The sequence below is a fragment of the Burkholderia cepacia complex sp. TUM26381 genome, from assembly GCF_057439935.1.
In genome coordinates this window covers 2,619,032-2,642,304 of record NZ_CM172007.1, presented here as the reverse complement: position 1 = coordinate 2,642,304, position 23,273 = coordinate 2,619,032, and the positions used below count along the sequence as shown (strand labels likewise).

At 68.0% G+C, this 23,273-nt stretch carries 20 protein-coding genes and 1 tRNA gene; 12 read left to right on the top strand and 9 right to left on the bottom strand.

Annotated features, from left to right (window positions below; genetic code table 11):
• Positions 1-6: 6 nt before the first annotated feature.
• From pnuC to ACWMMN_RS28500, 7 genes are all read left to right on the top strand, one after another.
• Positions 7-639 (top strand): nicotinamide riboside transporter PnuC, encoded by a 633-nt coding sequence (pnuC, locus tag ACWMMN_RS28530; RefSeq protein WP_059237485.1) that lies wholly within the window; start codon positions 7-9, stop codon positions 637-639.
• 36 nt (positions 640-675) lie between these two features.
• Entirely contained in the window at positions 676-1,866 is a 1,191-nt protein-coding gene (locus ACWMMN_RS28525) for a phosphotransferase enzyme family protein (RefSeq protein ID WP_486423457.1), read from the top strand.
• Between the two features lie 243 nt (positions 1,867-2,109).
• Positions 2,110-3,423: a TolC family protein gene (locus tag ACWMMN_RS28520; RefSeq protein WP_486423456.1), complete on the top strand. Its 1,314-nt coding sequence runs from the start codon at positions 2,110-2,112 to the stop codon at positions 3,421-3,423.
• 26 nt (positions 3,424-3,449) lie between these two features.
• A complete protein-coding gene (locus ACWMMN_RS28515) occupies positions 3,450-4,919 on the top strand; it encodes an efflux RND transporter periplasmic adaptor subunit (RefSeq protein ID WP_059237482.1) in 1,470 nt (489 codons plus the stop codon).
• Between the two features lie 125 nt (positions 4,920-5,044).
• Positions 5,045-8,257, top strand: coding sequence for an efflux RND transporter permease subunit (locus ACWMMN_RS28510; protein WP_059237481.1), 3,213 nt, complete (start codon positions 5,045-5,047; stop codon positions 8,255-8,257).
• Positions 8,257-8,940 carry a heavy metal response regulator transcription factor IrlR gene (gene irlR / locus ACWMMN_RS28505; protein WP_006490455.1) on the top strand — a complete coding sequence of 228 codons (684 nt, stop codon included), beginning with the start codon at positions 8,257-8,259 and terminating at the stop codon, positions 8,938-8,940. Before ACWMMN_RS28510 ends, irlR begins: the two co-directional genes overlap by 1 nt.
• The gene (locus tag ACWMMN_RS28500; protein WP_059237480.1) at positions 8,937-10,373 is read left to right on the top strand and encodes a heavy metal sensor histidine kinase; all 1,437 of its coding nucleotides are present in this window, start codon (positions 8,937-8,939) and stop codon (positions 10,371-10,373) included. The genes irlR and ACWMMN_RS28500 overlap by 4 nt, the downstream gene beginning before the upstream one ends.
• Positions 10,374-10,452: 79 nt before the next feature.
• Here ACWMMN_RS28500 and ACWMMN_RS28495 read toward each other — a convergent pair whose 3' ends face one another.
• Positions 10,453-10,740, bottom strand: a complete 288-nt coding sequence (locus ACWMMN_RS28495) for a DUF4148 domain-containing protein (protein WP_059237479.1) — start codon at positions 10,738-10,740, stop codon at positions 10,453-10,455.
• Between the two features lie 140 nt (positions 10,741-10,880).
• On the opposite strand from ACWMMN_RS28495, the gene ACWMMN_RS28490 reads away from it, so the two are divergent.
• Complete coding sequence (locus tag ACWMMN_RS28490) at positions 10,881-11,276, top strand: hypothetical protein (RefSeq protein WP_226195935.1); 396 nt, start codon at positions 10,881-10,883, stop codon at positions 11,274-11,276.
• A 26-nt stretch (positions 11,277-11,302) separates the two neighbouring features.
• Here the strand turns inward: ACWMMN_RS28490 and ACWMMN_RS28485 are convergent, their stop codons facing one another.
• Complete coding sequence (locus ACWMMN_RS28485) at positions 11,303-11,620, bottom strand: hypothetical protein (RefSeq protein WP_155627216.1); 318 nt, start codon at positions 11,618-11,620, stop codon at positions 11,303-11,305.
• A 26-nt stretch (positions 11,621-11,646) separates the two neighbouring features.
• A complete protein-coding gene (locus ACWMMN_RS28480) occupies positions 11,647-12,807 on the bottom strand; it encodes a porin (RefSeq protein ID WP_059237477.1) in 1,161 nt (386 codons plus the stop codon).
• A gap of 316 nt (positions 12,808-13,123) precedes the next feature.
• On the opposite strand from ACWMMN_RS28480, the gene ACWMMN_RS28475 reads away from it, so the two are divergent.
• Together ACWMMN_RS28475 and ACWMMN_RS28470 are read left to right on the top strand one after the other, a co-directional pair.
• On the top strand, positions 13,124-13,399 hold the full coding sequence (locus ACWMMN_RS28475; protein WP_059237476.1) for a DUF4148 domain-containing protein: 276 nt from the start codon (positions 13,124-13,126) through the stop codon (positions 13,397-13,399).
• A gap of 66 nt (positions 13,400-13,465) precedes the next feature.
• Positions 13,466-13,969 carry a hypothetical protein gene (locus tag ACWMMN_RS28470; RefSeq protein WP_059237475.1) on the top strand — a complete coding sequence of 168 codons (504 nt, stop codon included), beginning with the start codon at positions 13,466-13,468 and terminating at the stop codon, positions 13,967-13,969.
• 14 nt (positions 13,970-13,983) lie between these two features.
• Here ACWMMN_RS28470 and ACWMMN_RS28465 read toward each other — a convergent pair whose 3' ends face one another.
• Complete coding sequence (locus tag ACWMMN_RS28465; RefSeq protein WP_486423455.1) at positions 13,984-14,709, bottom strand: ZIP family metal transporter; 726 nt, start codon at positions 14,707-14,709, stop codon at positions 13,984-13,986.
• Between the two features lie 162 nt (positions 14,710-14,871).
• On the bottom strand, positions 14,872-16,167 hold the full coding sequence (locus ACWMMN_RS28460; protein WP_059237473.1) for an O-acetylhomoserine aminocarboxypropyltransferase/cysteine synthase family protein: 1,296 nt from the start codon (positions 16,165-16,167) through the stop codon (positions 14,872-14,874).
• Positions 16,168-16,316: 149 nt separating this feature from the next.
• Here ACWMMN_RS28460 and ACWMMN_RS28455 point away from each other — a divergent pair, with 149 nt between their 5' ends.
• Positions 16,317-16,985, top strand: a complete 669-nt coding sequence (locus ACWMMN_RS28455; protein WP_059237472.1) for an O-methyltransferase — start codon at positions 16,317-16,319, stop codon at positions 16,983-16,985.
• A gap of 9 nt (positions 16,986-16,994) precedes the next feature.
• On the opposite strand, the gene ACWMMN_RS28450 is transcribed toward ACWMMN_RS28455, so the two are convergent.
• From ACWMMN_RS28450 to ACWMMN_RS28435, 4 genes are all read right to left on the bottom strand, one after another.
• Complete coding sequence (locus tag ACWMMN_RS28450; protein ID WP_486423454.1) at positions 16,995-18,146, bottom strand: DUF1176 domain-containing protein; 1,152 nt, start codon at positions 18,144-18,146, stop codon at positions 16,995-16,997.
• A gap of 293 nt (positions 18,147-18,439) precedes the next feature.
• On the bottom strand, positions 18,440-19,663 hold the full coding sequence (locus ACWMMN_RS28445) for an RtcB family protein (RefSeq protein WP_256087270.1): 1,224 nt from the start codon (positions 19,661-19,663) through the stop codon (positions 18,440-18,442).
• A gap of 60 nt (positions 19,664-19,723) precedes the next feature.
• Positions 19,724-20,863 carry a slipin family protein gene (locus ACWMMN_RS28440; protein ID WP_059240790.1) on the bottom strand — a complete coding sequence of 380 codons (1,140 nt, stop codon included), beginning with the start codon at positions 20,861-20,863 and terminating at the stop codon, positions 19,724-19,726.
• 257 nt (positions 20,864-21,120) lie between these two features.
• Positions 21,121-21,193, bottom strand: a tRNA-Phe gene (locus ACWMMN_RS28435).
• A 338-nt stretch (positions 21,194-21,531) separates the two neighbouring features.
• On the opposite strand from ACWMMN_RS28435, the gene rtcR reads away from it, so the two are divergent.
• Positions 21,532-23,169, top strand: coding sequence for an RNA repair transcriptional activator RtcR (gene rtcR / locus ACWMMN_RS28430; RefSeq protein ID WP_486423453.1), 1,638 nt, complete (start codon positions 21,532-21,534; stop codon positions 23,167-23,169).
• Positions 23,170-23,273 lie beyond the last annotated feature (104 nt).

The window sequence follows — 23,273 nt, the reverse complement described above, 5'->3', positions numbered from 1 at the left end:
CAGACGATGTCCCCACTCGAAATCGCCGGCGTGATCGTCAGCGCGCTCGCGATCTGGCTGACCGCGAAGCGCCGCATGCTGTGCTGGCCGGTCGGGCTCGCGTCGGTCGCGCTGTACGGCTGGATCTTCTTCGATGCGAAGCTGTATTCGGACATGCTGCTGCAAGGCGCATTCGCGGTGCTGCAGGTGTACGGCTGGCAGCGCTGGCTCGCGCAGCGCGCGAGCGAGGCCGACGGCGGCGCGGCGCCGGCCGGCGACGTCGCGCCCGTCACCGGCGTGCGGCCGCTCAAGATGCTGCCCGACCTGATCGCGGCGGTCATCGGCAGCGCGCTGCTCGGCGGCATGATGGCGCGCTGGACCGATGCGGCGCTGCCGTTCGTCGATGCGTCGCTGACCGCGTTCAGCCTCGTCGCGCAATACTGGACCGCGCGGCGCTACATCGCGTCGTGGGGGCTGTGGATCGTCGTGAACGTCGTGTACGTCGGGATGTTCGTGTTCAAGGAACTGTATCTGACGGCCGGACTCTATGCGCTGTTCATCGGGCTGGCTGTCGTCGGCTGGCGCGACTGGAGCCGCACGGCCGCTGCGTTGCGCGCGGCAGCCGGCGGCGCACTGGCGTCGGGCGGCGGCGCACGCTGATTCACGCACGGATTCAACGACGGAGCAACATCGGTCATGTCATTCCCACTCGAGCCGGACGGCCCCCTGTCGCGTGACGTCGCGCCGCCGCAATTCGGCGTCGACGGCGAGCAGGCCGAACGCGACTGGCCGCTGATGACGTACGACGAGGTGGCGGCCGTACTCGCGCGGATCGACGGCGCGGGCGAGCCGGCGCGGCTCACGTGGCACAGCCCGCGGCAGTTCGCGGCGGCCGTGCTCGTGCGGATGGCGGACGGGCGCGGGCTGTTCGTCAAGCGTCATCACGTGAGCCTGCGCGATGTCGCGGGGCTCGAGGAAGAGCATCGTTTCATCGCGCATCTGCGCGAACGCGGCATCCCCGTGGTGGACGTGCTGGCCGATCGCAACGGCGCGACCGCGTTTGCGTCCGGCGACTGGACCTACGAGGTGCACGTGCTCGCGCCCGGCGTCGACCCGTATCGTGGCGTGATGTCGTGGCAGCCGTTCACGCATCCTTCGCACGCGTACGCGGCCGGCCGCGCGCTGGCCGAACTGCATCGCGCGTCGGCCGGTTACGACGCACCCGCGCGGCCCGTCCGCACGCTGCTGTCGAGTTTTCGCGTGCTGTCGTCCGCCGATCTGGCGGGCGCGCTCGAACGCTGGGTCGATGCGCAGCCGCTGCTCGTGCGCGCGCTCGGATCGCGCGACTGGCGCGGCGACGTGGCCGACGCGATCGGCCCGTATCACGCGCGCCTCGTGCCGCTGCTGCCGGCGTTGCCGCCGCTGTGGACGCATGGCGACTGGCATGCGTCGAACCTGCTGTGGACGGGGGCGGAACCCGGCGCGCAGGTGCGCACCGTGCTCGATTTCGGCTTGTCGGATCGCACGTGCGCGGTGATGGACCTCGCGCTTGCGATCGAGCGCAATACGGTCGACTGGATGGCGCCGGCCGATGCGCGGCGCATCGAATACGAACAGATCGACGCGCTGCTCGACGGCTACGAATCGCTGGAACCGCTGAGCGACGACGCGTACGCGGCGCTGGTCGCGTTGCTGCCGATCGTGCATACGGAGTTCGCGCTGTCGGAAGTCGCGTATTTCGGCTGCATCATCGATGCGCCGGCGATCGTCGACATCGCGTACGACGGCTACCTGATCGGGCACGCGCGCTGGTTCGGCGAACGCGACGGGCGGCAACTGCTCGACTGGCTCGTGCAACGCAGGCGCGCGAAGCAACGCATCACCTGATTCACGCGAGGGGGCGTGCGGCCTGCGCGTGTCGAATCCCCGGCCCTCTGCAGTCTTTCGTGCGGCCGTCGCGCCGCACGCGCACCGAATCCTCCCGATCGTCAAAGCGGGGCGCCGTCCCCGCAGGGCATTGCACGTCTGCGTGCGATTGCGCCCGACATGACGGAAATATCATCTTCGCCTCATGTTCGCACTGCGGCCCGACCGTAGCATCGGTCGCAAACCGTTACCGCAGAACCGAACATGCTCAAGCTCTCTCTCGCCGTGGCCGTCGCCTTCGCGATGGCCGCGACGGCTTATGCGCAGCCGTCGCTGTCGCCGGGGCCGGCCCCGGCTGCAGCAGGCAGCGCAACGCCGACCGGCGCACCGCCATCCGGTGCGCTTTCCCCCCCGTCATTGACGCTTCCCGATGCGCTCGCGGTTGCGGCCCGGAACAATCCGGCGCTGCGTGGCGCACGCGCGGACGTTGACGCGTCGGCCGGCGCGCTGATGCAGGCCGGTGCCCGCCCCAATCCCGAGGTGTCGTTCCTGCAGGAAGGCTTCAGCCGCGCCGAACGCACGTCGACCGCGCTGATCAACCAGACCATCGAGCTGGGCGGCAAGCGTCGCGCGCGGCTCGACGTCGCGTCGTACGGCCGCGAGTCGGCCAGCGCGTCGCTCGACGAGCAGGGCGCCGTCGTGCGCGCCGACGTGATCGCCGCGTTCTACGGCTTGCTCGCCGCGCAGCGGCAGCTTCAGGTGACCGAGGAATCGGCCGCGATCGCCGCGCGCTCCGCGGATCTTGCGGGGCGCCGCGCGCAGGCCGGCAAGGTGTCGCCGGTCGAGGCGACCAAGGCGCAGGTGGCGGCGGCCGGTGTGCAGATCGAAGTCGTAACCGCGCGCGGCCGGGTCGAGGTTGCGCGCGAGAAGCTGAACGCGGTGATGGGCGAAGCGCGCGGCGACCGGCTCGCGGTGCAGGGCGACCTGGAAGCCGTGCCGCCGGTCGAGCCGCTGTCCGCGCTGACCGCGCAGCTCGACGATTCGCCGCTCGCGCGGGTCGCTCGCGCCGAGATGCTGCGCTCGAACGCGGCCGTGTCGCTCGAGCGTGCGCGGCGCATTCCGGACGTGACGGTCAGCGCGGGCGTGAAGCGCGTGACGACCGGCGGCGTCCCCGACAACCAGGCCGTGGTCGGCGTATCGATCCCGATTCCGCTGTTCAACACGAACCGGGGCGCGCTGCTCGAGGCGACGCACAAGGCCGAGCGCGCGAACGCCGATCTCGATCGCGAACGCACGCGCCTGCGGCTGGCGCTCACGCAGGCCTACGCGAACTTCGAGGCCGCCGAGCAGGAAGCGCAGCGGCTGAAGTCGGACATCCTGCCGGCCGCGCGCCTCGCGCTCGATGCCATGTCGCGCGGCTACGAACTCGGGAAGTTCAGCTTCCTCGACGTGCTCGACGCGCAGCGCACGCTGTTCCAGGGGCAGTCGCAATACGTGCGCGCGCTCGCGGACGCCCATTCGGCCCGCGCCGATATCGGCCGGCTCGTCGGCACGCCGCTCGCGGCCGTCGCGCAATAAGCGCCCCTCTTACCTGAAGGATCATCATGTCACGCAGCAGAATCTTCGTTATTGCGGCGGCCGTGCTCGGCGGCGCAGGGATCGTGATCGGCGCGCTCGCCGTCACGCGGGGCGGCGGCGGCACGTCGGCGCCAGCGGGTGCCGAAGCCGCGCAACCCGCCGATGGCGCCGGGGCGCGCGGGGGCGTCGTGCTCAAGCGCGGCAAGCTGTCCGTCGAGATCGTGATGACGGAAAAGCCCGGCGACGCACGGCTCGTCGTCTATCCGTTCGTCGACGGCAAGCCTGCGACCAAGGCCGTGACCGTGTCCGGCACGCTGGTGCGGTACGACCGCACCCACGAACCGTTGCGTTTCGACGCGGCAGGCCAGAAGTTCGTGTCCGCGCAGTCGATCGCGAAGCCGCACGTGTTCGACGCGACGATCGACGTGAAGGCCGGCAACGACGCCGCGTCGTTCCCGTTCGCGCGCGCCGACGGCGCGATCGCGCTGACCGACGCCCAACTGGCGACGTCGAAGATCGCGCTCGCGAAGGCCGGCCCTGCGCAGATCGCGACGCCGTTCCAGCTGCCGGGCGAGATCAAGTTCAACGAGGACCGCACCGCGCACGTGGTGCCGCGCGTGGCCGGCATCGTCGAGCAGGTGTCGGTATCGCTCGGGCAGAACATCGCGAAGGGGCAGGTGCTGGCCGTGATCGCGAGCACCGATCTGGCCGACCGCCGCAGCGAACTGCTGACGGCCGAGCGCCGGCTGTCGGGCGCGCGGGCGACTTACGAGCGCGAACGCACGCTGTGGAAGGAGCGCATCTCGGCCGAGCAGGACTACCAGCAGGCACAGGTGCAGCTGCGCGAGGCCGAGATCGCCGTGCAGAACGCGCGGCAGAAGCTCGCCGCGCTGAACGCGCCGGTCGGCGCGGGCGCGCTGAACCGCTACGAGCTGCGCGCGCCGTTCGCGGGCACGGTCGTCGAGAAACATGCGACGCCCGGCGAGGCGATCGCCGCCGACGCGAGCATGTTCGTGATTTCCGACCTGTCGACCGTGTGGGCCGAGATGGCCGTACCCGCGCAGCGGTTGAACGACGTGCGCGTCGGCCGCGACGCGACCGTCAGTGCGACCGCGTTCGAATCGCGTTCGAGCGGCCCGATCGCGTACGTCGGCTCGTTGCTCGGCGAACAGACGCGCACCGCACCGGCGCGCGTCGTGCTGCCGAACCCGGACGGCGTGTGGCGCCCGGGGATGTTCGTGAACGTATCCGTCGACGCGGGCAAGCAGGGCGTGCCGCTGGCGGTGGCAAGCGACGCGCTGCAGGACGTCGACGGCGCGCCTTCCGTGTTCGTGCGTTCGCCGAAGGGGTTCGTCGCGCAGGCGGTCGAAACGGGGCGGCGCGACGAGCGCGCGACCGAAGTGCTGAAGGGGCTCAAGCCGGGCCAGGAATATGCGGCGTCGAACAGCTTCGTGCTGAAGGCGGAACTCGGCAAGGGGAGCGCGGAACATGAATGAGCGCGACGTGTGCGCCGTTGCCCGGCTCGCGGCCCGGTATGCGGCCCGCTTTCCGGCTCGCCGTGTGACCGGCCGGGCGGCCCGTCCGGTGCGGCCGACCGTTCCCCGTTTCAAGGAATCCCGACATGTTTGAGCGCCTGATCCGCTTTGCGATTGCGCACCGCTGGCTCGTGATGCTGGCGATCGCGGCCGTGGCCGCGCTGGGCGTGTTCAGCTACCAGCGGCTGCCGATCGACGCGGTGCCCGACATCACGAACGTGCAGGTCCAGATCAATACGTCCGCGCCGGGCTATTCGCCGCTCGAAGCCGAACAGCGCATCACCTATCCGGTCGAGACCGTGATGGCCGGGCTGCCGGGCCTCGAGCAGACGCGCTCGATTTCGCGCTACGGGCTGTCGCAAGTCACCGTGATCTTCAAGGACGGCACCGACATCTACTTCGCGCGGCAGCTCGTCAACGAACGCATCCAGGAAGCGAAGGACAAGCTGCCCGCCGGCATCGCGCCCGCGATGGGGCCGACGTCGACGGGCCTCGGCGAGATCTACCTGTGGACCGTCGAGGCCGATGCCAACGCACGCAAGCCCGACGGCACGCGTTATACGGCGGCCGACCTGCGCGAGCTGCAGGACTGGGTCGTCCGGCCGCAACTCCGCAACGTGCGCGGCGTGACCGAGGTCAACTCGATCGGCGGCTACGTGAAGGAATACCGCGTCGCGCCGAACCCGGCAAAGCTGATGTCGTACGGGCTGACGCTCGCCGACGTCGTGCGCGCGCTGGAGCGCAACAACGACAACGTCGGCGCCGGTTACATCGAAAAGCGCGGCGAGCAGTATCTCGTGCGGGTGCCGGGCCAGGCGCGCACCGTCGACGACATCGCGAACATCGTGCTGACCAACGTCGGCGGCGTGCCGGTGCGGATGAAGGACGTCGGCGCGGTCGACATCGGCCGCGAACTGCGCACGGGCGCCGCGACGTCGAACGGCGAGGAAGTCGTGCTCGGCACGGTCTTCATGCTGATGGGCGAGAACAGCCGGACGGTGTCGAAGGCCGTCGCCGCGAAGATGGAGGACGTGAACCGCACGCTGCCGGCCGGCGTGAAGGCGATTCCCGTGTACGACCGCACGGTGCTCGTCGAGAAGGCCGTCGCGACGGTGAAGAAGAACCTGCTCGAAGGCGCGATCCTCGTGATCGCGGTGTTGTTCCTGTTCCTCGGCAACATCCGCGCCGCGCTGATCACCGCGCTGGTGATTCCGCTGTCGATGCTGATGACCTTCACCGGCATGGTCAATGCGAAGGTAAGCGCGAACCTGATGAGCCTGGGCGCGCTCGACTTCGGGATCATCGTCGACGGCGCGGTGGTGATCGTCGAGAACTGCGTGCGGCGGCTCGCGCATGCGCAGGCGGCGGCCGGACGGCCGCTCACGCGCGACGAGCGTTTTGCCGAAGTGTTCGGCGCATCGCAGGAAGCGCGGCGCGCGCTGATCTTCGGGCAACTGATCATCATGGTCGTGTACCTGCCGATCTTTGCGCTGACCGGCGTCGAGGGCAAGATGTTCCACCCGATGGCGATTACCGTCGTGATGGCGCTCGCGGCCGCGATGGTGCTGACCGTCACGTTCATTCCGGCGGCCGTCGCGCTGTTCATCGGCGAGCGTGTCGAGGAGAAGGAGAACCGGCTGATGGGCTGGGCGCGGCGCGCGTACGAACCCGTGCTTGCCGCGTTCATGACGCGCCCGGCGCGCGTGATGATCGGCGCGGGCGCGATCGTGCTGGTCACGCTCGGGCTGGCGACGCGGCTCGGCAGCGAGTTCATCCCGAGCCTGAACGAAGGCGATCTGGCCGTCTCCGCGCTGCGGATTCCCGGCACGAGCCTGTCGCAGTCGGTGGAGATGCAGAAGTCGATCGAGAAGACGCTGAAGGCGCGCTTCCCCGAGATCGAGCGCGTATTCGCGCGCACCGGCACGGCCGAGATCGCGGCCGACCCGATGCCGCCGAACCTGTCGGACGGCTACATCATGCTGAAGCCGGCCGACCGGTGGCCCGACCCGAAGAAGCCGCGCGACCAGCTCGTGCGCGAGATCGAGGAAGCGCTCGCCGAGCTGCCGGGCAACGCGTACGAGTTTTCGCAGCCGATCCAGCTGCGGTTCAACGAGCTGATCTCGGGCGTGCGCAGCGACGTCGCGGTGAAGATCTTCGGCGATGACATGGCCGTGCTGAACCAGACCGGCGAGCAGATCGCGGCCGCGCTGCAGAAGGTGCCGGGCGCATCGGAGGTGAAGGTCGAGCAGACCACGGGCCTGCCGGTGCTGACCGTCAACCTCGATCGCGACAAGCTCGCGCGCTATGGCGTGAGCGTGGCCGACCTGCAGGACTCGGTGGCCGCGGCCGTCGGCGGGCAGAAGGCCGGCACGCTGTTCCAGGGCGACCGCCGGTTCGACATCGTCGTGCGGCTGCCCGACGAGCTGCGCTCGGACATCGAGGCGATCAAGCGGCTGCCGATCGCGCTGCCCGCGCCGGCCGCCGGCGCCAGCGCGCCGCTCGCCGCGGCCCCGTACGTGCCGCTGGCTGAACTCGCGACGATCGATGTCGCGCCGGGCCCGAACCAGATCAGCCGCGAGGACGGCAAGCGGCGCGTCGTCGTCAGCGCGAACGTGCGCGGCCGCGACGTCGGCTCGTTCGTCGCCGATGCGCGCGAGCAGCTGCAGCAGGACGTGCGCGTGCCGGCCGGCTACTGGGTGTCGTGGGGCGGGCAGTTCGAGCAGCTGCAAAGCGCGAGCGAGCGCCTGAAGCTCGTCGTGCCGCTCGCGCTGTTCATGGTGTTCGTGCTGCTGTTCGTGATGTTCAACAACGTGAAGGACGGGCTGCTCGTGTTCACCGGCATTCCGTTCGCGCTGAGCGGCGGCGTCGTGTCGCTGTGGCTGCGCGGGATTCCGCTGTCGATCACCGCGGCGGTCGGCTTCATCGCGCTGTCGGGCGTGGCCGTGCTCAACGGTCTCGTGATGATCTCGTTCATCCGCAACCTGCGCGACGAAGGGATGCCGCTCGACGCTGCCGTACACGACGGCGCGCTCACGCGGCTGCGGCCGGTGCTGATGACCGCGCTCGTCGCGTCGCTCGGCTTCCTGCCGATGGCGTTCGCGACCGGCACCGGCGCCGAGGTGCAGCGTCCGCTGGCGACGGTCGTGATCGGCGGTATCCTGTCGTCCACGGCGCTGACGTTGCTGGTGCTGCCGGTGCTGTACCGTGTCAGCCATGCGGTGTCGTGGCGTGCGGCGTTCCGCGGCGGCCTCGGCGCCGGTCTGCTGCGCCGGCTGGGTTTCTTCAAGGGTAATGCGTGATGCGAATTCTGATTGTCGAAGATGAACCGAAGACGGGCGCGTACCTGCGCAAGGGCCTCACCGAGGCCGGCTATGTCGTCGACTGGGTCGAGGACGGCATCACGGGCCAGCACCAGGCGGAGACCGAGGAATACGACCTGCTCGTGCTCGACGTGATGCTGCCCGGCCAGGATGGCTGGACGCTGCTGCAGAACCTGCGGCGCAGCAAGTCGACGCCCGTGCTGTTCCTCACCGCGCGCGATGACGTCGGCGATCGCGTGAAGGGGCTCGAGCTCGGCGCCGACGACTATCTCGCGAAGCCGTTCGACTTCGTCGAGCTGACCGCGCGCATCAAGTCGATCCTGCGGCGCGGCCAGCCGCGCGACTCGAACACGCTGCGCGTGGCCGATCTCGAACTCGACCTGACGCGCCGCAAGGCCACGCGGCAGGGCGACACGATCCTGCTGACCGCGAAGGAATTCGCGCTGCTGTGGCTGCTGATGCGCCGCGAAGGCGAGATCCTGCCGCGCGCGACGATCGCGTCGCAGGTGTGGGACATGAACTTCAACAGCGACACGAACGTCGTCGATTCGGCGATCCGGCGGCTGCGCTCGAAGATCGACGATGCGTACGAACCGAAACTGATCCACACGGTGCGTGGCATGGGCTACGTGCTCGAAGCGCGCGGCGGCGCGGCTGCATGATCGCGCGCCTGCTGCCGCGCACGCTGCGTGGACGCCTGACCGCGCTGATCATCCTGTCGACGTCGGTGATCCTCGCGTCGAGCGGTGTTGCGCTGTACGAAGCGCTGAGCAACCGTGTCGAGACGACGGCGGCCGAGCAGATGGCCGGCATTTCCGCCGCACTGGGCGCGCACCTGGCCGAAGCGCGTAGCACGGCCGACGTCGCGCGCAACACCGACATCTGGATCGACCAGCTGCATGGTCATCCGAACATGGATCTCGCGATCTTCGATGCCACGGGCATGCGCCTCGTCGGTACGCCCGGCTTCCGCCCGTATGCGCCGCTGATGTCGCTGGATGCCGGGCGCGTGCCGGTCGGCGTCGCGCCGCCTGGCGCGCGGCACCAGTATCTGGTGACGAATGTGCCGCTGGCCGGCGCCGGTATGGGGGCGGGCGGGCCCGTGGTGCGCGTCGCGGTGCAGTACGACCGCAGCGCCGACGTGCTGCTGCTGCGCACGCATGCCTATACGATCGTCGTGATCGAGGTATTCGGCGTGGTGCTCGCGGCTGCGATCGCGTACGGCATCGCGGCGCTCGGGCTGAGCCCGCTGCGGCGGTTTGCGGCGCGTGCCGAGCAGATGTCGACGAGCCGGCTGGCGCATCCGCTGCCGGAACTCGATACGTCCGGCGAGCTGAAGGAACTCGAACATGCGTTCAACGGGATGCTCGCGCGGCTGAACGAATCGTTCACGCGGCTGAGCCAGTTCTCGTCGAATCTCGCGCACGACATGCGCACGCCGCTCACGAACCTGCAGGCGGCCGCGCAGGTCGTGCTGTCGCAGCCGCGCAGCGCGGAGGAATACCGGAACGTGATCGAGTCGAGCATCGACGAATACCAGCGGTTGTCGCGGATGATCGAGGACATGCTGTTTCTCGCGCGCTCGGAGCAGGCCGGCACGTCAATCGGCGTGCGGCGCCTGAATGCGGCGCAGGAGGCGGAGCGGGTGGCCGGCTACTACGAGCCGCTGGCGGAGGACGAGGGCGTGACGGTGAAGGTGGACGGCCACGCGTGGGTCGATGCGGATCTGACGCTGTACCAGCGCGCGCTGAGCAACCTGCTGTCCAATGCGCTGACCTATGCGCCGCGCGGCAGTGTCGTGACGATCGACTGCGTCGAGCAGGGCGGCGCGACGACGATCGCCGTGTCGGATACGGGGCCCGGCATCGCCGCGGAGCATGTCGGGCGGATTTTCGAGCGCTTCTACCGCGTCGATCCGTCGCGGCACAATTCGGCGTCGGGCACGGGGCTCGGCCTCGCGATCGTCCGGTCGATCATGGACAATCACGGCGGCGAATGCGGCGTCGACAGCGATCCCGGCCGCCGCACGACGTTCTGGCTGCGCTTTCCGCGCCGGCCGGCCGAGCCGGACCGGCCGGCGGCCATCCGCACTTGACAGCGCGGGCGGTGACGCCCGCGCGTTCGCCGCGATGCGGCCACGCGCGGCGCGCTTTCCGCGATCGTGTGGCCGGGCATCATTGCCGCGCGGTCAGGTTGTCGTGGTTGTCGGTTTGCGGCTTCTTCTCGCCGCCATGCACCGAAATCCCGTGAAGCTCCTTGTTGCGCGCGACGATCTCGCCGGTCGGCGGGTATTGCGTCTTGCTCGTCGGCACGACACCGTCGTGCTGCGCCTGCTTCAGCTCGTTGACGACCTGCGTGCGGCTCTTGCCCTGCGTTTGCGTTTCCGCGAACGCGGCCTGCGTGGCCATGCCGAGCGACAGCGTGGCGGTGACGAACAGTGCTGCGAGTTTTGCCGTTTTCATCGAGTGCTCTCCTTGATCAGGCCGCCGGGTGGCGAACCATGGACCCAGTATGCGAAAGCAGCCGTGCGTCATCGTGATCGCGAGATGAAAAAACCGTCAGATTGCGCAAGCCGGTAGCGCGCCGTTGAGACACGACCGACATGACGCAACCGTCATGTTCGCGTCATGGGCGCGATGGGCGGGCAGGGGAACATGAAGTCTGCCATTGGCCGACAGGGCCGACGGCATTCGCGCCGTTCGCGACAGCAGCATGGAAAGCGGGCGGCCCCGTTCAGACTTTCATCCCGGACCGAAAAGTGGATCGTCCCGCCATCCGTTTAGCCTTGATCGCAGTCCTGATCGTCCCGTTGTTCGCGGGCTGTGCATCGACACGTTCCGGCACCCCGGCGGCCGCGCCCGCCGCGGCGCGCAAGACGGTGCCGGCCGACCTCATGCCCGGCGAGCAGATCGACTATGCCGGCCACCGCTGCGGCAATCCGAACCTGTACGTGAAAACGCATACGTGCCTGTTTCCGCAACGCATCGGCACGCCGTGATCGCGTCGCGGGCGGTCAGTCGGCGCTCAGTGTCCGCATTCCCGGCGATGATCGTCCAGCAGGTGCCGGATCGTGCGGGTCGACGGATCGCTCGCGTGCAGGCTTTCATCCAGTGTCGCGAGCGTGATGAGCGCCTTCCACAGCGCCCAGCCGCGTCCGCGCGCCCAGGTGCCGGCTCGCGACGCAAAAAAAGGCCCGGCACTCGACGAGCCCGGGCCTAACGCGTGATCGTGCCGTGCGGCATCGACCCGCTGCGTGGGTGGGAACGGGCGTGGCCCGTTACCGTTCCGATCGTAGCGGCGAGACGCATCGTGAACCTGATCGGAACATGAAATTTTCGTCACGCGGTGCGCATGGGCGGCGGCCGCGCTCAGAACCGGTGACGCAACCCGAGATTGACGATGCCCTGCGTGCGCGTGCCGCCATAGCCATACGAACCGATCGACGCCTGCGCCGTTTGCGTGCCGCCATCGAGCGTGCGCTGTTCCCCGTTCGCACGTTGCCACGCACCGACCGCATAGAGATCGGTGCGCTTCGACAGCACATAGTCGGCGCCGGCGGACACCTGATGGTAGGTCGCGCTCGTATCGCCGCGGGCACGCGTGTAGCTGTAGCCCAGGCCGACGAGCAGGCTGGGCGTCGCCTGGTAATTGAAGAAGCCGCGCGCGGTGTCGTACTTCTGCGTGCTGCGGAACGCGGACATCGCATCGGCCTTGTACAGCGCATTGCTGTAGTCGATGCCGACCGCGAACGGCGCGAAGTTGTAGCGCAATGCACCGCGCGCGATGCCGATCGATTTCGCGGAGATGTAGCCGCCATTGACCAGCGAACCGTCGAACGTGCCGTCGGAGGTGCCGTTCCAGCCGGTCCGGATGCCGTTGGCGAGCGATGACCGGTTGGCCGCGTAGTAGTAGCCGCCCGCGACATCGACCGGGCCGTTGCTGTATGAAAGGCCGGCCGACCAGGTTTGCCCGGCGCCGCTCTTGCCGGCCACACCGCCGAGCGCATACATGCCGACGAACTGGAATCCGCCGATCACGGGCGACGTGTACTTCACCGCGTTGTCGGTTCGCGACGAGGTGTCGTAGTTGTCGACGTCGCCGGGCGTTGCGTACACGCTGCCGAAGTAGAAGTCGCCGGTGACGGGCCACGCGACATCGGCGAGCGCATCGTACTGGCGACCGAGCGTCAGCGTGCCCCAGCGCGCGCTTTCGAGGCCGACGAACGCCTGCCGCCCGAACATCCGGTTGCCTTGCCCGAGCGCGCCGGTGTTCGGGTTGAAGCCGTTTTCCAGCGTGAAGACCGCTTTCAGGCCGCCCCCGAGATCTTCCGCGCCTTTCACGCCGAAGCGGTTGCCGAGCAGATTGCCGTTGCCGAGGCCAACGAGATTCTTGCCGTCCGCATTGGCGTTCCATACATACGTGAGCGACGTATCGAACAGGCCGTAGAGCGTGACTTCCGTCGCGTGAGCCGCGTGGGTGGCTGCGAGCAGCGTGCCCGACATCATGACGAGCCGAACTGGAGTTTTCATGGTGTGCCCCTGAGGTTCAAGAAGATCGTTTCGTGCATCGCATCGATTCCGATGCCGAGCCTTGTGGCGGCAGGCCGAAATATCGCGATCGCGCTGGCGATTCTGGAAAGCGTTCGAATCGTGGAGGTGAGGGACAAATGAGAAAAATGTCATCGCGGTGTCATGAGCGACGAAAAATACGCAAAACTTCGTTCGCACTGCGATGCAGGAGATGTTGGGCCGGTGACAAAACCGTCATGCGGCGATCACGATTCCGCACCGCCCCCGGATCACAGTGAAGGCTCCTGTCACGCCTCTCCCGCAAGGAGCAAACACCATGAACATTCCGCGCCCGATGATCGCCGTCGCCGTTGCCGCACTGTCGATTTCCGCCTTCTCGCAGGCCGTGTCGGCGCAGCCGAAGAGTCGTCAGGAGGTGATTCAGGAATTGGTGCGCGCGCGCCACGACGGCGTGATTCCGAGCCCGAATCACGACTACCCGGCGAGCCCGGCCACCGTCGCGCGCAATCAGGAAATCCATCGTTCGACGGTGCATCGTGGCGAGAAAGCGCCAATGGTCGATGCACACGACAACCGCTTCGCGGTGCTTTGATCAATCATTCTCGGTCGGCCGGGCTGAAGCCCGCCGGCCGGATTCAATCATGCAGAGGAGCGTGTCATGCGCGATATCGCGAAGGGAATCGTGCTGGCGGCGTGCCTGATGTCGAGCGCCGCGATGGCGGCCGGCTGGCCGGAGCGGGCGCTGTCGCACGCGCCGGCACACGACGTCGGCCAGCGTGCGAACGAGCGGATGCGCTGCGAATTGGCGGCCGTGCCGGCGGGCGCATGGACCGCGACGTTTTCGCGCGGACAGTGCGAGGTCGACAACGGCCGGCTGACGTTCGTGCCGGCCGATGCGGGAAGCGAGCCGGCCACGGCGGAGAGACGGATCGTGCTCGGTGACGTCCGCACCGCGTCGCATCAGTCGCGCAAGCTCAAGGAACAACTGCAGCTGACGACGCGCGACGAAGTGATCGCGCTGAACGTGCTGACCGACGACGGCAGCCGCAAGTCGCGCGAACATGCGATCGACCTGTGGACCGCACTGCGCAACGAGGGCGTCACGCCCGTGAACGGCACGCGTATCGTCGAGACGTATCCGACGGGCGCGACGACGTGGTAGCCGGAGCGTACGGCTTATCCTGCCTTCACTGATCCTTCGATCAGGAAGAACACGATGAAGCCGATGAAGAACGCCGCCGTCGCGAACGGCGTTTCGGGCACCTCGTGCGCTTCGACCAGCAGTTCTTCGGTCACGAGGTACAGCAGCGCGACGGTGCCGAACCCCAGCAATGCGGCGTAGATGTTGGCCGGCAGGCCGGCAAACGCCGCGTTGCCGGCCACGGCCGCGATGCTCAGCAGCGCCGCGAGCCCGACCGGCACGACGATCGACAGCATCCGGCCGATGCCTGCGGCGGCAAGCGCCGCGCTGACCGACAGCGCGAGGAACAGCACTTCGAGCGTCAGCGCGACGGTCAGGATGATGCCGCTTTCGTCGCTCGCGGAAAATGCGATGCCGAGCACCAGGCCGTCGACGACGAGGTCGATCGCGGTGACGATGATCAGGCTCACGGGCAAGCGCGCTTCCTCGTAGCGCGTCTCGATCGCGCCCGACAGCGCGCGGATCGCGAGCATCAGCGCGATGCCGAGCACGAACCCGACGACGACCGGAAACAGCGCATGCGCGCGGTCCTGCGGCAGCAGCTCGAGCGCCGCGGCGGCGAACACGATGCCGCCGGTGAAATGCTGGATGACGCTCGACGTTTTCGGGCCGGGCGCGCGCCACGCGGCCGCGAGGGCGCCGAAACAGGCCGCCAGCACGGGCGGTAACGTGAGCAGTGCAAGCTTCGCGGTCGGTGTCATGAGGCGTCTCGGCGGTGGGCGTGCCGCAGCGCAGGCTGCGTTGCACGATCGTACGCGCCGGGCGTCGCCCCGGCATCAACCGGGGATTGAACACCTTGAAGCCGCTTCAAGGTCAAGATGTTTGATGCGGGACGCGCCGGCGAGCCGGCGCGTCCGTTCCGGTCAAAGCTGCGCGAGCGCCTGGTCGAGATCGGCGAGCAGGTCGTCGATATGCTCGATGCCGATCGACAGCCGTACCGTTTCCTCCTTCACGCCGGCTTTTGCGAGCTCGGCTGGCGACAGCTGACGGTGCGTCGTCGATGCCGGGTGCGTCGCGAGCGACTTCGTATCGCCAATGTTGACGAGCCGCGTGAACAGCATCAGCGCGTCCTGGAACTTCGCCCCGCCGTCGCGGCCGCCCTTCACGCCGAACGTCAGGATGCCCGGCGCGCGGCCCGACAGGTAGCGTGCGACGAGCGGATGGTCGGGATGGTCGGGCAGGCCCGCGTAGTTCACCCATTCAACGTGCTCGTGGCGCGCGAGATGCTGCGCGATCTTCAGCGCGTTGTCGCTGATCCGTTCGACGCGCAGCGCCAGCGTCTCGATGCCCTGCAGGATCTGGAACGCGTTGAACGGCGAGATCGCCGCGCCCATGTTGCGCAGCGGCACCACGCGCGCGCGGCCGATATACGCGGCCGGCCCGAACGCTTCCGTATAGACGACGCCGTGATAGCTGACGTCCGGCTCGTTCAGCCGCTTGAAGCGGTCCGCGTGTTCGGCCCACGGGAATTTGCCCGAATCGACGATCGCGCCGCCGAGGCTCGTGCCGTGCCCGCCGAGATACTTCGTCAGCGAGTGCACGACGATGTCCGCGCCGTGCTCGAACGGGCGCAGCAGGTAGGGCGACGGCACCGTGTTGTCGACGATCAGCGGGATGCCGTGGCGATGCGCGACTTCCGCGAGCGCGGCGATGTCGGTGACGTTGCCGAGCGGGTTGCCGACCGATTCCGCGAAGATCGCCTTCGTGCGTGCATCGATCAGCGGTTCGAACGACGCGGGGTCGCGTGGATCGGCGAAGCGCGTGGTGATCCCGTATTGCGGCAGCGTATGCGCGAACAGGTTGTAGGTGCCGCCGTACAGCGAACTCGCGGACACGATGTTGTCGCCGGCTTCGGCGATCGTCTGGATCGCGTACGTGACGGCGGATTGGCCCGAGGCAAGCGCGAGCGCGCCGATGCCGCCCTCGAGTGCGGCGATCCGCTGCTCGAGCACGTCCGTCGTCGGGTTCATGATCCGCGTGTAGATGTTGCCCTGGACCTTCAGGTCGAACAGGTCGGCGCCGTGCTGCGTATCGTCGAATGCGTACGCAACGGTCTGGTAGATCGGAACGGCGACCGCGCGCGTGGTCGGGTCGGGACGATAGCCGCCGTGCACGGCGATGGTTTCGAGACGCCAGTTCGAATTGGCCTGATCGGTCATGGGTGCTCCGTTTGTTGTTGTGAAGGTCGAGGGGTCCTGCCGTCCGGCGATTATAGGAGCACGCGCGCTGCTGTCCTTAGAACGAATGGTTTGTTGCTTATGGAGGCGCGGCGCATAGAATGCGTTTTTCCGCAGACGAAAGGTGCGCGATGGATCAGGATCAGTGGAATCAGGTGGATGCGTATTTTTCCGCGACGCTCGTGCCGTCCGACGACGCGCTCGACGCGGCGCTGGCGGCAAGCGACGCGGCCGGGCTGCCCGCGATCAACGTCGCGCCGAACCAGGGCAAGCTGCTGCAGTTGCTCGCGACGATCCGCGGCGCGCGCCGCATCCTCGAGGTCGGCACGCTCGGCGGCTACAGCACGATCTGGCTCGCGCGCGCATTGCCGCCCGGCGGCTCGCTCGTGACGCTCGAACTGAATCCCGGCCATGCGAAGGTTGCGACGCAGAACATTGCGCGCGCCGGGTTCGCGGACGTCGTGTCGGTGGTGGTCGGCAGCGCGAAGGACAGCCTTGCGCGGCTCGTCGACGCCGGTGAGGCGCCGTTCGATTTCATCTTCATCGATGCGGACAAGGACAACAACGCGATCTATCTCGACGCTGCGCTGAAGCTGTCGCGGCCCGGCACGGTGATCGTCGTCGACAACGTCGTGCGGCGCGGGCGCGTGGCCGATCCGGACAATCGCGAGCCCGACGTGGTCGGCGTGCGCGACGGGTTCGCGCGCCTCGTCGCCGAGCCGGCGCTCACGACGACGGCCGTGCAGACGGTCGGTCAGAAGGGCTGGGACGGGTTCTCGATCTCGATCGTCGGCGCGTGACCTGATGCGTCAGTGCGCGCTAGCAGCCGCGTCGGCGCGGCGATACAGGCGCGGCCACTGGTCCTGGAACAGGCCGTTGCAGGTGCCGTGTGTCGCGATGTCGTCGAGCAGGAAGCGCCGGCCGTCGAAGATCCACGATGCGGTCGAACCGCAATCGCCGGCACTGCGCAACCGGACCTTGCTCGACAGCATCGCGCTGGCCGGATCGTAGCCGGCCTCGGTCAGTTCATTCGGGAACGACGGCGAATCGAGGCCCGCGTTCGCGTTTTCGCCGAAGTTCATCGCCGTCGGCGCGTACGGTGCGGTGCGGCGGATGCGATACCACAGGTCGGTGTGGTTATACATGCTGCTGGTCTGGCACGGGATCGCGACGAGTGCCTCGTCGGCGGAGATCGCCACGGCCGTCGATGCCTTGCGGCGATCGCTTGCCGACATTTCGTCTTCGACATCGGCCGCGCATTGCTTCACGTCGGCGCCGAATTTCGCGAGCACCGCGTCGACGAGCGGACGCTGTTCTGCCGCCGACAGGTTCGCGGCGGGCGGCGGCGCCGGCGTGACGGCGGGGGGCAATGCGGGCGCGGCCGGCACCGACGACGCAGGCCTGGTGCCGGGGCGCAGCAGCGCCGTGACCGTGCCGACGCGGCCCTGCGTATCGTCGATCAGCAGCAGCGCGGCATTCAACCCCGACAACGGCGTACGCGCGCTGTGTGCCGACGCCGGATCGCCGAAGCTCAGCAGTTGCGCATTGCGCGATGCAGAAAGCCAGGCGGCCACCGTTGCCGGATCGTTCGTGCGGATCCGCAGCGGGTGCGCTTCGTCATCGGTCTTGTCGCCGAATGCATGCCATTGGGCCGGGGCGGCATCGAACGGGCGGCCGTCAACGCGTGCGGTACGCAGGTCCAGCGGCGCCGACGCGTAGAGATCGAGCGACGGTTGCGCATCGGGGCCGGCATCGCGCGTCACGCGCAGGATGACGGCGGGGCGTGCATCGTCGATATCGTCCGTGTGGCTCTCGGCCACGCAGCGATTGCCGTTGTCGCAGACGACCGACCAGCTCTTGAAATCGCGCTCGATCGGCGGCCGCGCGAGCGGGCGGGCCTGTGCGGCGATCGGGGAAGCGGCGAGGAGGACGACAAGGGCAAGCGAAAAGCGGTGCGGCATGACGGTTCGTATCGACGGTGAAAGGGCGGGCGGAAGATGCCGGACTGCAAGCGCATCGTCGGCAAGCGGTGCAGGTCGAGTGCAGCGGCGCGAACGGCATCAAGTATACCGCTGCAACGGGCGGCGCTTGATGCGACGGCCCGTAACGTGCGGGTACGCGCGTTGCCGGCCGCGCAGCGACAGCTGCAAATGGACCAACGGCGCGATGCCCGAAAGCACCGCGCCGTTTGCTTTTCATCGACAGTCGATGGCATCGCGCGGGAACGTGTCGCGCATCGACACGCCGCACCGCGCTATCCCTTCACGCACACCACCTGGCGCAGCGTGTGCACCACTTCGACGAGGCTGCGCTGGGCCGCCATCACCGCGTCGATGTCCTTGTAGGCCATCGGGATTTCGTCGACGACGCCCGCGTCCTTCCGGCATTCGACACCCTGCGTGGCCCTGGCCTGGTCGTCGGCCGTGAAGCGCCGCTTCGCTTCGGTGCGGCTCATCGTCCGGCCTGCGCCGTGGCTGCACGAGCAGAAGCTTTCCGGGTTGCCGAGCCCGCGCACGATGAAGCTCTTCGCGCCCATCGAGCCCGGAATGATCCCCAGTTGCCCCTTCTGAGCGGACACCGCACCCTTGCGCGTCACGAGCACGTCTTCGCCGAAGTGGCGTTCGCGCTGCACGTAGTTGTGGTGGCAGTTCACCGCGTGCTCGTCGACCGCGAAAGGCTTCGCGATCACGCCGCGTGCCGCGGCAATCACCGCGTCCATCATCGCCTGCCGGTTGCGCCGCGCGTAGTCCTGCGCCCAGCCGACCGCTTCGACGTAATCGTCGAAGTGCCGGCTGCCTTCGGTGAAATACGCGAGGTTGCGGTCCGGCAGGTTCGCGATGTGCTGACGCATGTCGGCCTGCGCGAGTTCGATGAACAGGCTGCCGATCGCGTTGCCGACGCCGCGCGAGCCGCTGTGCAGCATGAACCACACGTGGTCCGCTTCGTCGACGCACACTTCGATGAAATGGTTGCCGGTGCCGAGCGTGCCGAGATGCGCGTAGTGGTTCGTCTTTTCCAGCTTCGGATACTTGTCGACGATCCGCTTGAAGCCCGGTTGCAGCGACTTCCACGATTCGGTCACGGCGGCCGGCGTGCGGTCGCCCCACGCGCCCGGATCGCGGCGGCCCGGCGCACGGCCGTGCGGCACGGCGCGTTCGATCGCGCTGCGCAGCCCCGCGAGCGAGTCCGGCAGATCGGACGCGGTCAGCGTCGTGCGCGCGGCCATCATCCCGCAGCCGATGTCGACGCCGACTGCGGCCGGGATGATCGCGCCCTTCGTCGGAATCACGCTGCCGATCGTCGAACCCTTGCCGAGGTGGACGTCCGGCATCACCGCGATGTGGCTGAAGACGAACGGCATCTGCGCGGTGTTGCGCAGCTGCGCGCGCGCTTCGTCCTCGACGGCGACACCCTGCGTCCACATCTTCACCGGCTTGCCGCCCGCCAGTTCCATCACCTGATAACCCATGTCATTCATTTGCTTCACCATTCATTCCGTTATCCGGCGCGGCACACGTGTGCCGCGCCGTGTCCTGCATTACGTGCCCTTGATGCTGACGAGTCCGTTCAGCACCTGGTCGAGACCGCCGAACACCGAGATGCGGTCGATCCGTTCCGCGACGCGCTCGAGCGTTTCCAGCTCCTTGAGCCGCAGCGCGGTCGGGTTTTCTTCCATCACCTTCGCGGTGTTCAGCAGCGAACGCGTGGCCGCCGTTTCCTCGCGGCGGCGAATCACGTTCGCCTGCGCGGATTTCTCCGCTTCGACCACCTGCGCGAGGATCGCCTTCATGTCGCCCGGCAGCACGATATCCTTCACGCCGACGCTGCGCACGTCCACGCCCGAATCGCCGAGACGGGCGCGCACCTGCGCGATCACGACCTCGTCGATCGACTGCTTGTCCTCCAGCAGCTCGTCGAGCGAGCGCGTGCCGACCGCCGACCGCAGCGCGAACTGCAGCTCGCGATACAGGTGCTCGACCGGCTTCTGCAGCCGGCCGAACGCATGCAGCACGTCCGCATAGCACCACGTCGCCGACAGGTTCAGCCGCAGCGCAACCTTGTCGCGCGTCAGGATTTCCTGTCCGCCGACTTCGATCGCCTGCAGGCGCAGGTCGACGAGTTCGACCGCGATGTCGCGGTTGAAGCGCCAGAACGCCGAGGTACCCGCGTCCAGCAACCGCTCGATCTTGCCGTCGATCTTCAGCACGCCGACGTGGTACGCCGGCACCTGCGCCAGCAGCACGCCCGTCAGGCCCGCCACGCCGCGCGCACGCAGCGCCGGTTGAGCGATGCGCTTCACGAGCGCGGCCGGCAGCATGCTGTGCTGCGCGAGGTCGACGCGTTCGAGGCGATGCTCGGCCAGGCCGCGCCAGTACAGCCGGCGCGTGCCGGGCGCCAGGATTTCGACGAGCACGTCGTCTTCATAGCGCAGGCCCGCTTCATCGTCGGCGAGATCCATCGCGACGAAGTACTGCGCGAGCACGTCCGGTGCGTCGTGACGCAGGTAGTCGGCCAGCGCCGCGTCGGCGAGCGGCGCATCGAGACGCGCGGTCTGCACCGACAGGCGCTTGAGCGGATCGAAGGCCTTGAACACGCCCGGTTCCAGCACCTTGACGAAATCGCCTTCGCTCATCAGCAGCGCGCGCTCGTTCTTTTTCACTACATGTCGCTTCCACATATTTTTGTCCTTTTTTTCAATGACCGCCGGGTGACGCGCATCGTGCGAATCGGGGTGCGACGCAATCGGGCGGGCGGCGCGCTGGCCGGCGTCGAAGCCCACGGTGACGCATCCTGCATCGCGTCGTCGTGCGCATTCGCGCGGGCCGTGCGGCCGCCCGGCCGATCGCGCGGAACCGCAACCGGTCCGACGCGCGGCGGGCCTGTCGGCCCGCACCGGCGGGTACTGCTTTCATCACAAGACTGTCCTTGCGGACAGTGTTCGAGCGGGATTCGAACCCGCCACCGGCCGGCTTTCGCCGGCTGCTCCACCTGGCTGAGCTTCCGAACAATGGGCGCTCCGGGATTCGAACCCGGACGAGGCATCCTGGCGCGCGCCCCTTTTGCCTTCATCTGTCCATGGCGGCATGCGCTGCCGCGACGAACGAGGTTCGGCGGCGGCGCACCAGCAGGGCTTTGGAACCCTGGCTCGAGGGCCAGCGGGACATCCGGCGTGTTCTATTTAGCGAGGAGCGTGCCAGCGGTTGTGTTTGCGCTCGGGATATTTTTTAATTCATTGAAAATAAAGGAGTTTTATTTGATGGGCTGCGTTGGGTGTCGATGCCTCGCGTCTCGCTTCGTCATGAAATTCCGATACAATCTGATCGTTTTTTATCCCATGAGATAAGCATGCGAAAGACCGTTGCCATCGGTTTCCTCGGTACCGTGCTCGACCAGGGCGACCGCACCGCGCGCCGCTACCCGAAGTGGCGGCCGACGATTTCGCTGTGCGAGCATCCCGACCTGCCGATCGACCGGCTCGAACTGCTGTATCCGCAGGAGTACGTGCGTCTCGCCAGTCACGTGCGGGACGATCTCGTGCAGTTGTCGCCGCATACCGACGTGCGGCTTACGCCCGTCACGCTCCACGATCCATGGGATTTCGAGAAGGTCTACGCGACGCTGCACGACTTCGCGCGCGCGTATCCGTTCGACCTCGAGCACGAGGACTACCTGATCCACATCACGACCGGCACGCACGTCGCGCAGATCTGCTGGTTCCTGCTGGCGGAAGCGCGCTACCTGCCCGCGCGCCTCGTGCAGACGGGGCCGCCGCAGCGCACCGACGAAGGGCCGAGCGGGCCGGGCACGATATCGGTGATCGATCTCGACCTGTCGCGCTACAACCGGATCGCGCAGCGTTTCACGCGCGAGCGCGATGAAACGGTGTCGTTCCTGAAGGCCGGCATCGCGACACGCAACGCGCGCTTCAATGCGCTGATCGAACAGCTGGAGCGCGTGGCCGTGCGTTCGCGCGCGCCGATGCTGCTGGTCGGGCCGACGGGCGCCGGCAAGTCGTTTCTCGCGAAACGCGTGTACGAGCTGAAACGCGGCCGCCATCGGCTCGCGGGGCCGTTCATCGAGATCAATTGCGCGACGCTGCGCGGCGACGCGGCGATGTCGACGCTGTTCGGTCACGTGAAAGGCGCGTTCACGGGCGCGCAGTCGGCACGCGCGGGGCTGCTGCGCGCCGCGGACGGCGGGCTGCTGTTTCTCGACGAAATCGGCGAGCTCGGGCTCGACGAGCAGGCCATGCTGCTGAAGGCGATCGAGGAGAAACGCTTCCTGCCGGTCGGCGCGGACGTCGAGGCGACCAGCGATTTCGAGCTGATTGCAGGTACGCACCGCGACCTGCGGCAGATGGTGGCGGCCGGCACGTTCCGCGAGGATCTCTATGCGCGGATCAATCTCTGGACCTACGAATTGCCAGGGCTGGCCGAGCGCCGCGAGGACATCGAGCCGAACCTCGAATTCGAACTCGACCGCTTTGGCCGCGAGCAGGGCGAGCAGGTGCGATTCAACGTGGAGGCGAAGCGGCGCTATCTCGCGTTCGCGGCGTCACCGCGCGCGGCGTGGGCCGGCAACTTCCGAGAACTGTCGGCCTCGGTCACGCGGATGGCGACGCTGGCCGATGCGGGGCGGATTACCGAGGAACTCGCCGAGCAGGAGGTCGAGCGGCTGACGCGCACGTGGTCGCCGCCGGGCGGCGCGGGCGGGTCGGAACCGTGCGTCGACGCGGTGTTCGGTACGCGTGCGGCGGAACTCGACCTGTTCGACCGTGTGCAGCTCGAACGCGTGCTCGACGTGTGCCGCACGTCGGCGAGCCTGTCGGAAGCCGGGCGCACGCTGTTTGCGGTGTCGCGGCAGAGCAAGCGGCAACCGAACGATGCGGACCGCCTGCGCAAGTATCTTGCGCGGTTCGGGCTGGATTGGGAGGCGGTGAGGCAGGTGCTCGACCGGGGTGTTCCGTCGGCCGGCGGGCGTTAGCGGCGTTACTTCGCAAGCCGTCGGAGCGGCCGGCACGAGCGGCCTGCGGCCAGCCGCCGGTCAGGGCGGCTGGCCGCAGGGGACCTTCTTGCTAAAAAAGGGGC

Excerpts from the sequence above, each read along its gene's own strand:
- ACWMMN_RS28440 (WP_059240790.1), bottom strand. The coding sequence starts at position 20,863 with ATGTGGAAGCGACATGTAGTGAAAAAGAACGAGCGCGCGCTGCTGATG.
- rtcR (WP_486423453.1), top strand. The coding sequence starts at position 21,532 with ATGCGAAAGACCGTTGCCATCGGTTTCCTCGGTACCGTGCTCGACCAG.
- ACWMMN_RS28445 (WP_256087270.1), bottom strand. The coding sequence starts at position 19,663 with ATGAATGACATGGGTTATCAGGTGATGGAACTGGCGGGCGGCAAGCCG.
- ACWMMN_RS28500 (WP_059237480.1), top strand. The coding sequence starts at position 8,937 with ATGATCGCGCGCCTGCTGCCGCGCACGCTGCGTGGACGCCTGACCGCG.
- ACWMMN_RS28460 (WP_059237473.1), bottom strand. The coding sequence starts at position 16,167 with ATGACCGATCAGGCCAATTCGAACTGGCGTCTCGAAACCATCGCCGTG.
- ACWMMN_RS28475 (WP_059237476.1), top strand. The coding sequence starts at position 13,124 with ATGAACATTCCGCGCCCGATGATCGCCGTCGCCGTTGCCGCACTGTCG.
- ACWMMN_RS28465 (WP_486423455.1), bottom strand. The coding sequence starts at position 14,709 with ATGACACCGACCGCGAAGCTTGCACTGCTCACGTTACCGCCCGTGCTG.
- ACWMMN_RS28515 (WP_059237482.1), top strand. The coding sequence starts at position 3,450 with ATGTCACGCAGCAGAATCTTCGTTATTGCGGCGGCCGTGCTCGGCGGC.
- ACWMMN_RS28510 (WP_059237481.1), top strand. The coding sequence starts at position 5,045 with ATGTTTGAGCGCCTGATCCGCTTTGCGATTGCGCACCGCTGGCTCGTG.
- pnuC (WP_059237485.1), top strand. The coding sequence starts at position 7 with ATGTCCCCACTCGAAATCGCCGGCGTGATCGTCAGCGCGCTCGCGATC.
- ACWMMN_RS28520 (WP_486423456.1), top strand. The coding sequence starts at position 2,110 with ATGCTCAAGCTCTCTCTCGCCGTGGCCGTCGCCTTCGCGATGGCCGCG.
- ACWMMN_RS28455 (WP_059237472.1), top strand. The coding sequence starts at position 16,317 with ATGGATCAGGATCAGTGGAATCAGGTGGATGCGTATTTTTCCGCGACG.
- irlR (WP_006490455.1), top strand. The coding sequence starts at position 8,257 with ATGCGAATTCTGATTGTCGAAGATGAACCGAAGACGGGCGCGTACCTG.
- ACWMMN_RS28525 (WP_486423457.1), top strand. The coding sequence starts at position 676 with ATGTCATTCCCACTCGAGCCGGACGGCCCCCTGTCGCGTGACGTCGCG.
- ACWMMN_RS28490 (WP_226195935.1), top strand. The coding sequence starts at position 10,881 with ATGACGCAACCGTCATGTTCGCGTCATGGGCGCGATGGGCGGGCAGGG.
- ACWMMN_RS28495 (WP_059237479.1), bottom strand. The coding sequence starts at position 10,740 with ATGAAAACGGCAAAACTCGCAGCACTGTTCGTCACCGCCACGCTGTCG.
- ACWMMN_RS28470 (WP_059237475.1), top strand. The coding sequence starts at position 13,466 with ATGCGCGATATCGCGAAGGGAATCGTGCTGGCGGCGTGCCTGATGTCG.
- ACWMMN_RS28480 (WP_059237477.1), bottom strand. The coding sequence starts at position 12,807 with ATGAAAACTCCAGTTCGGCTCGTCATGATGTCGGGCACGCTGCTCGCA.
- ACWMMN_RS28450 (WP_486423454.1), bottom strand. The coding sequence starts at position 18,146 with ATGCCGCACCGCTTTTCGCTTGCCCTTGTCGTCCTCCTCGCCGCTTCC.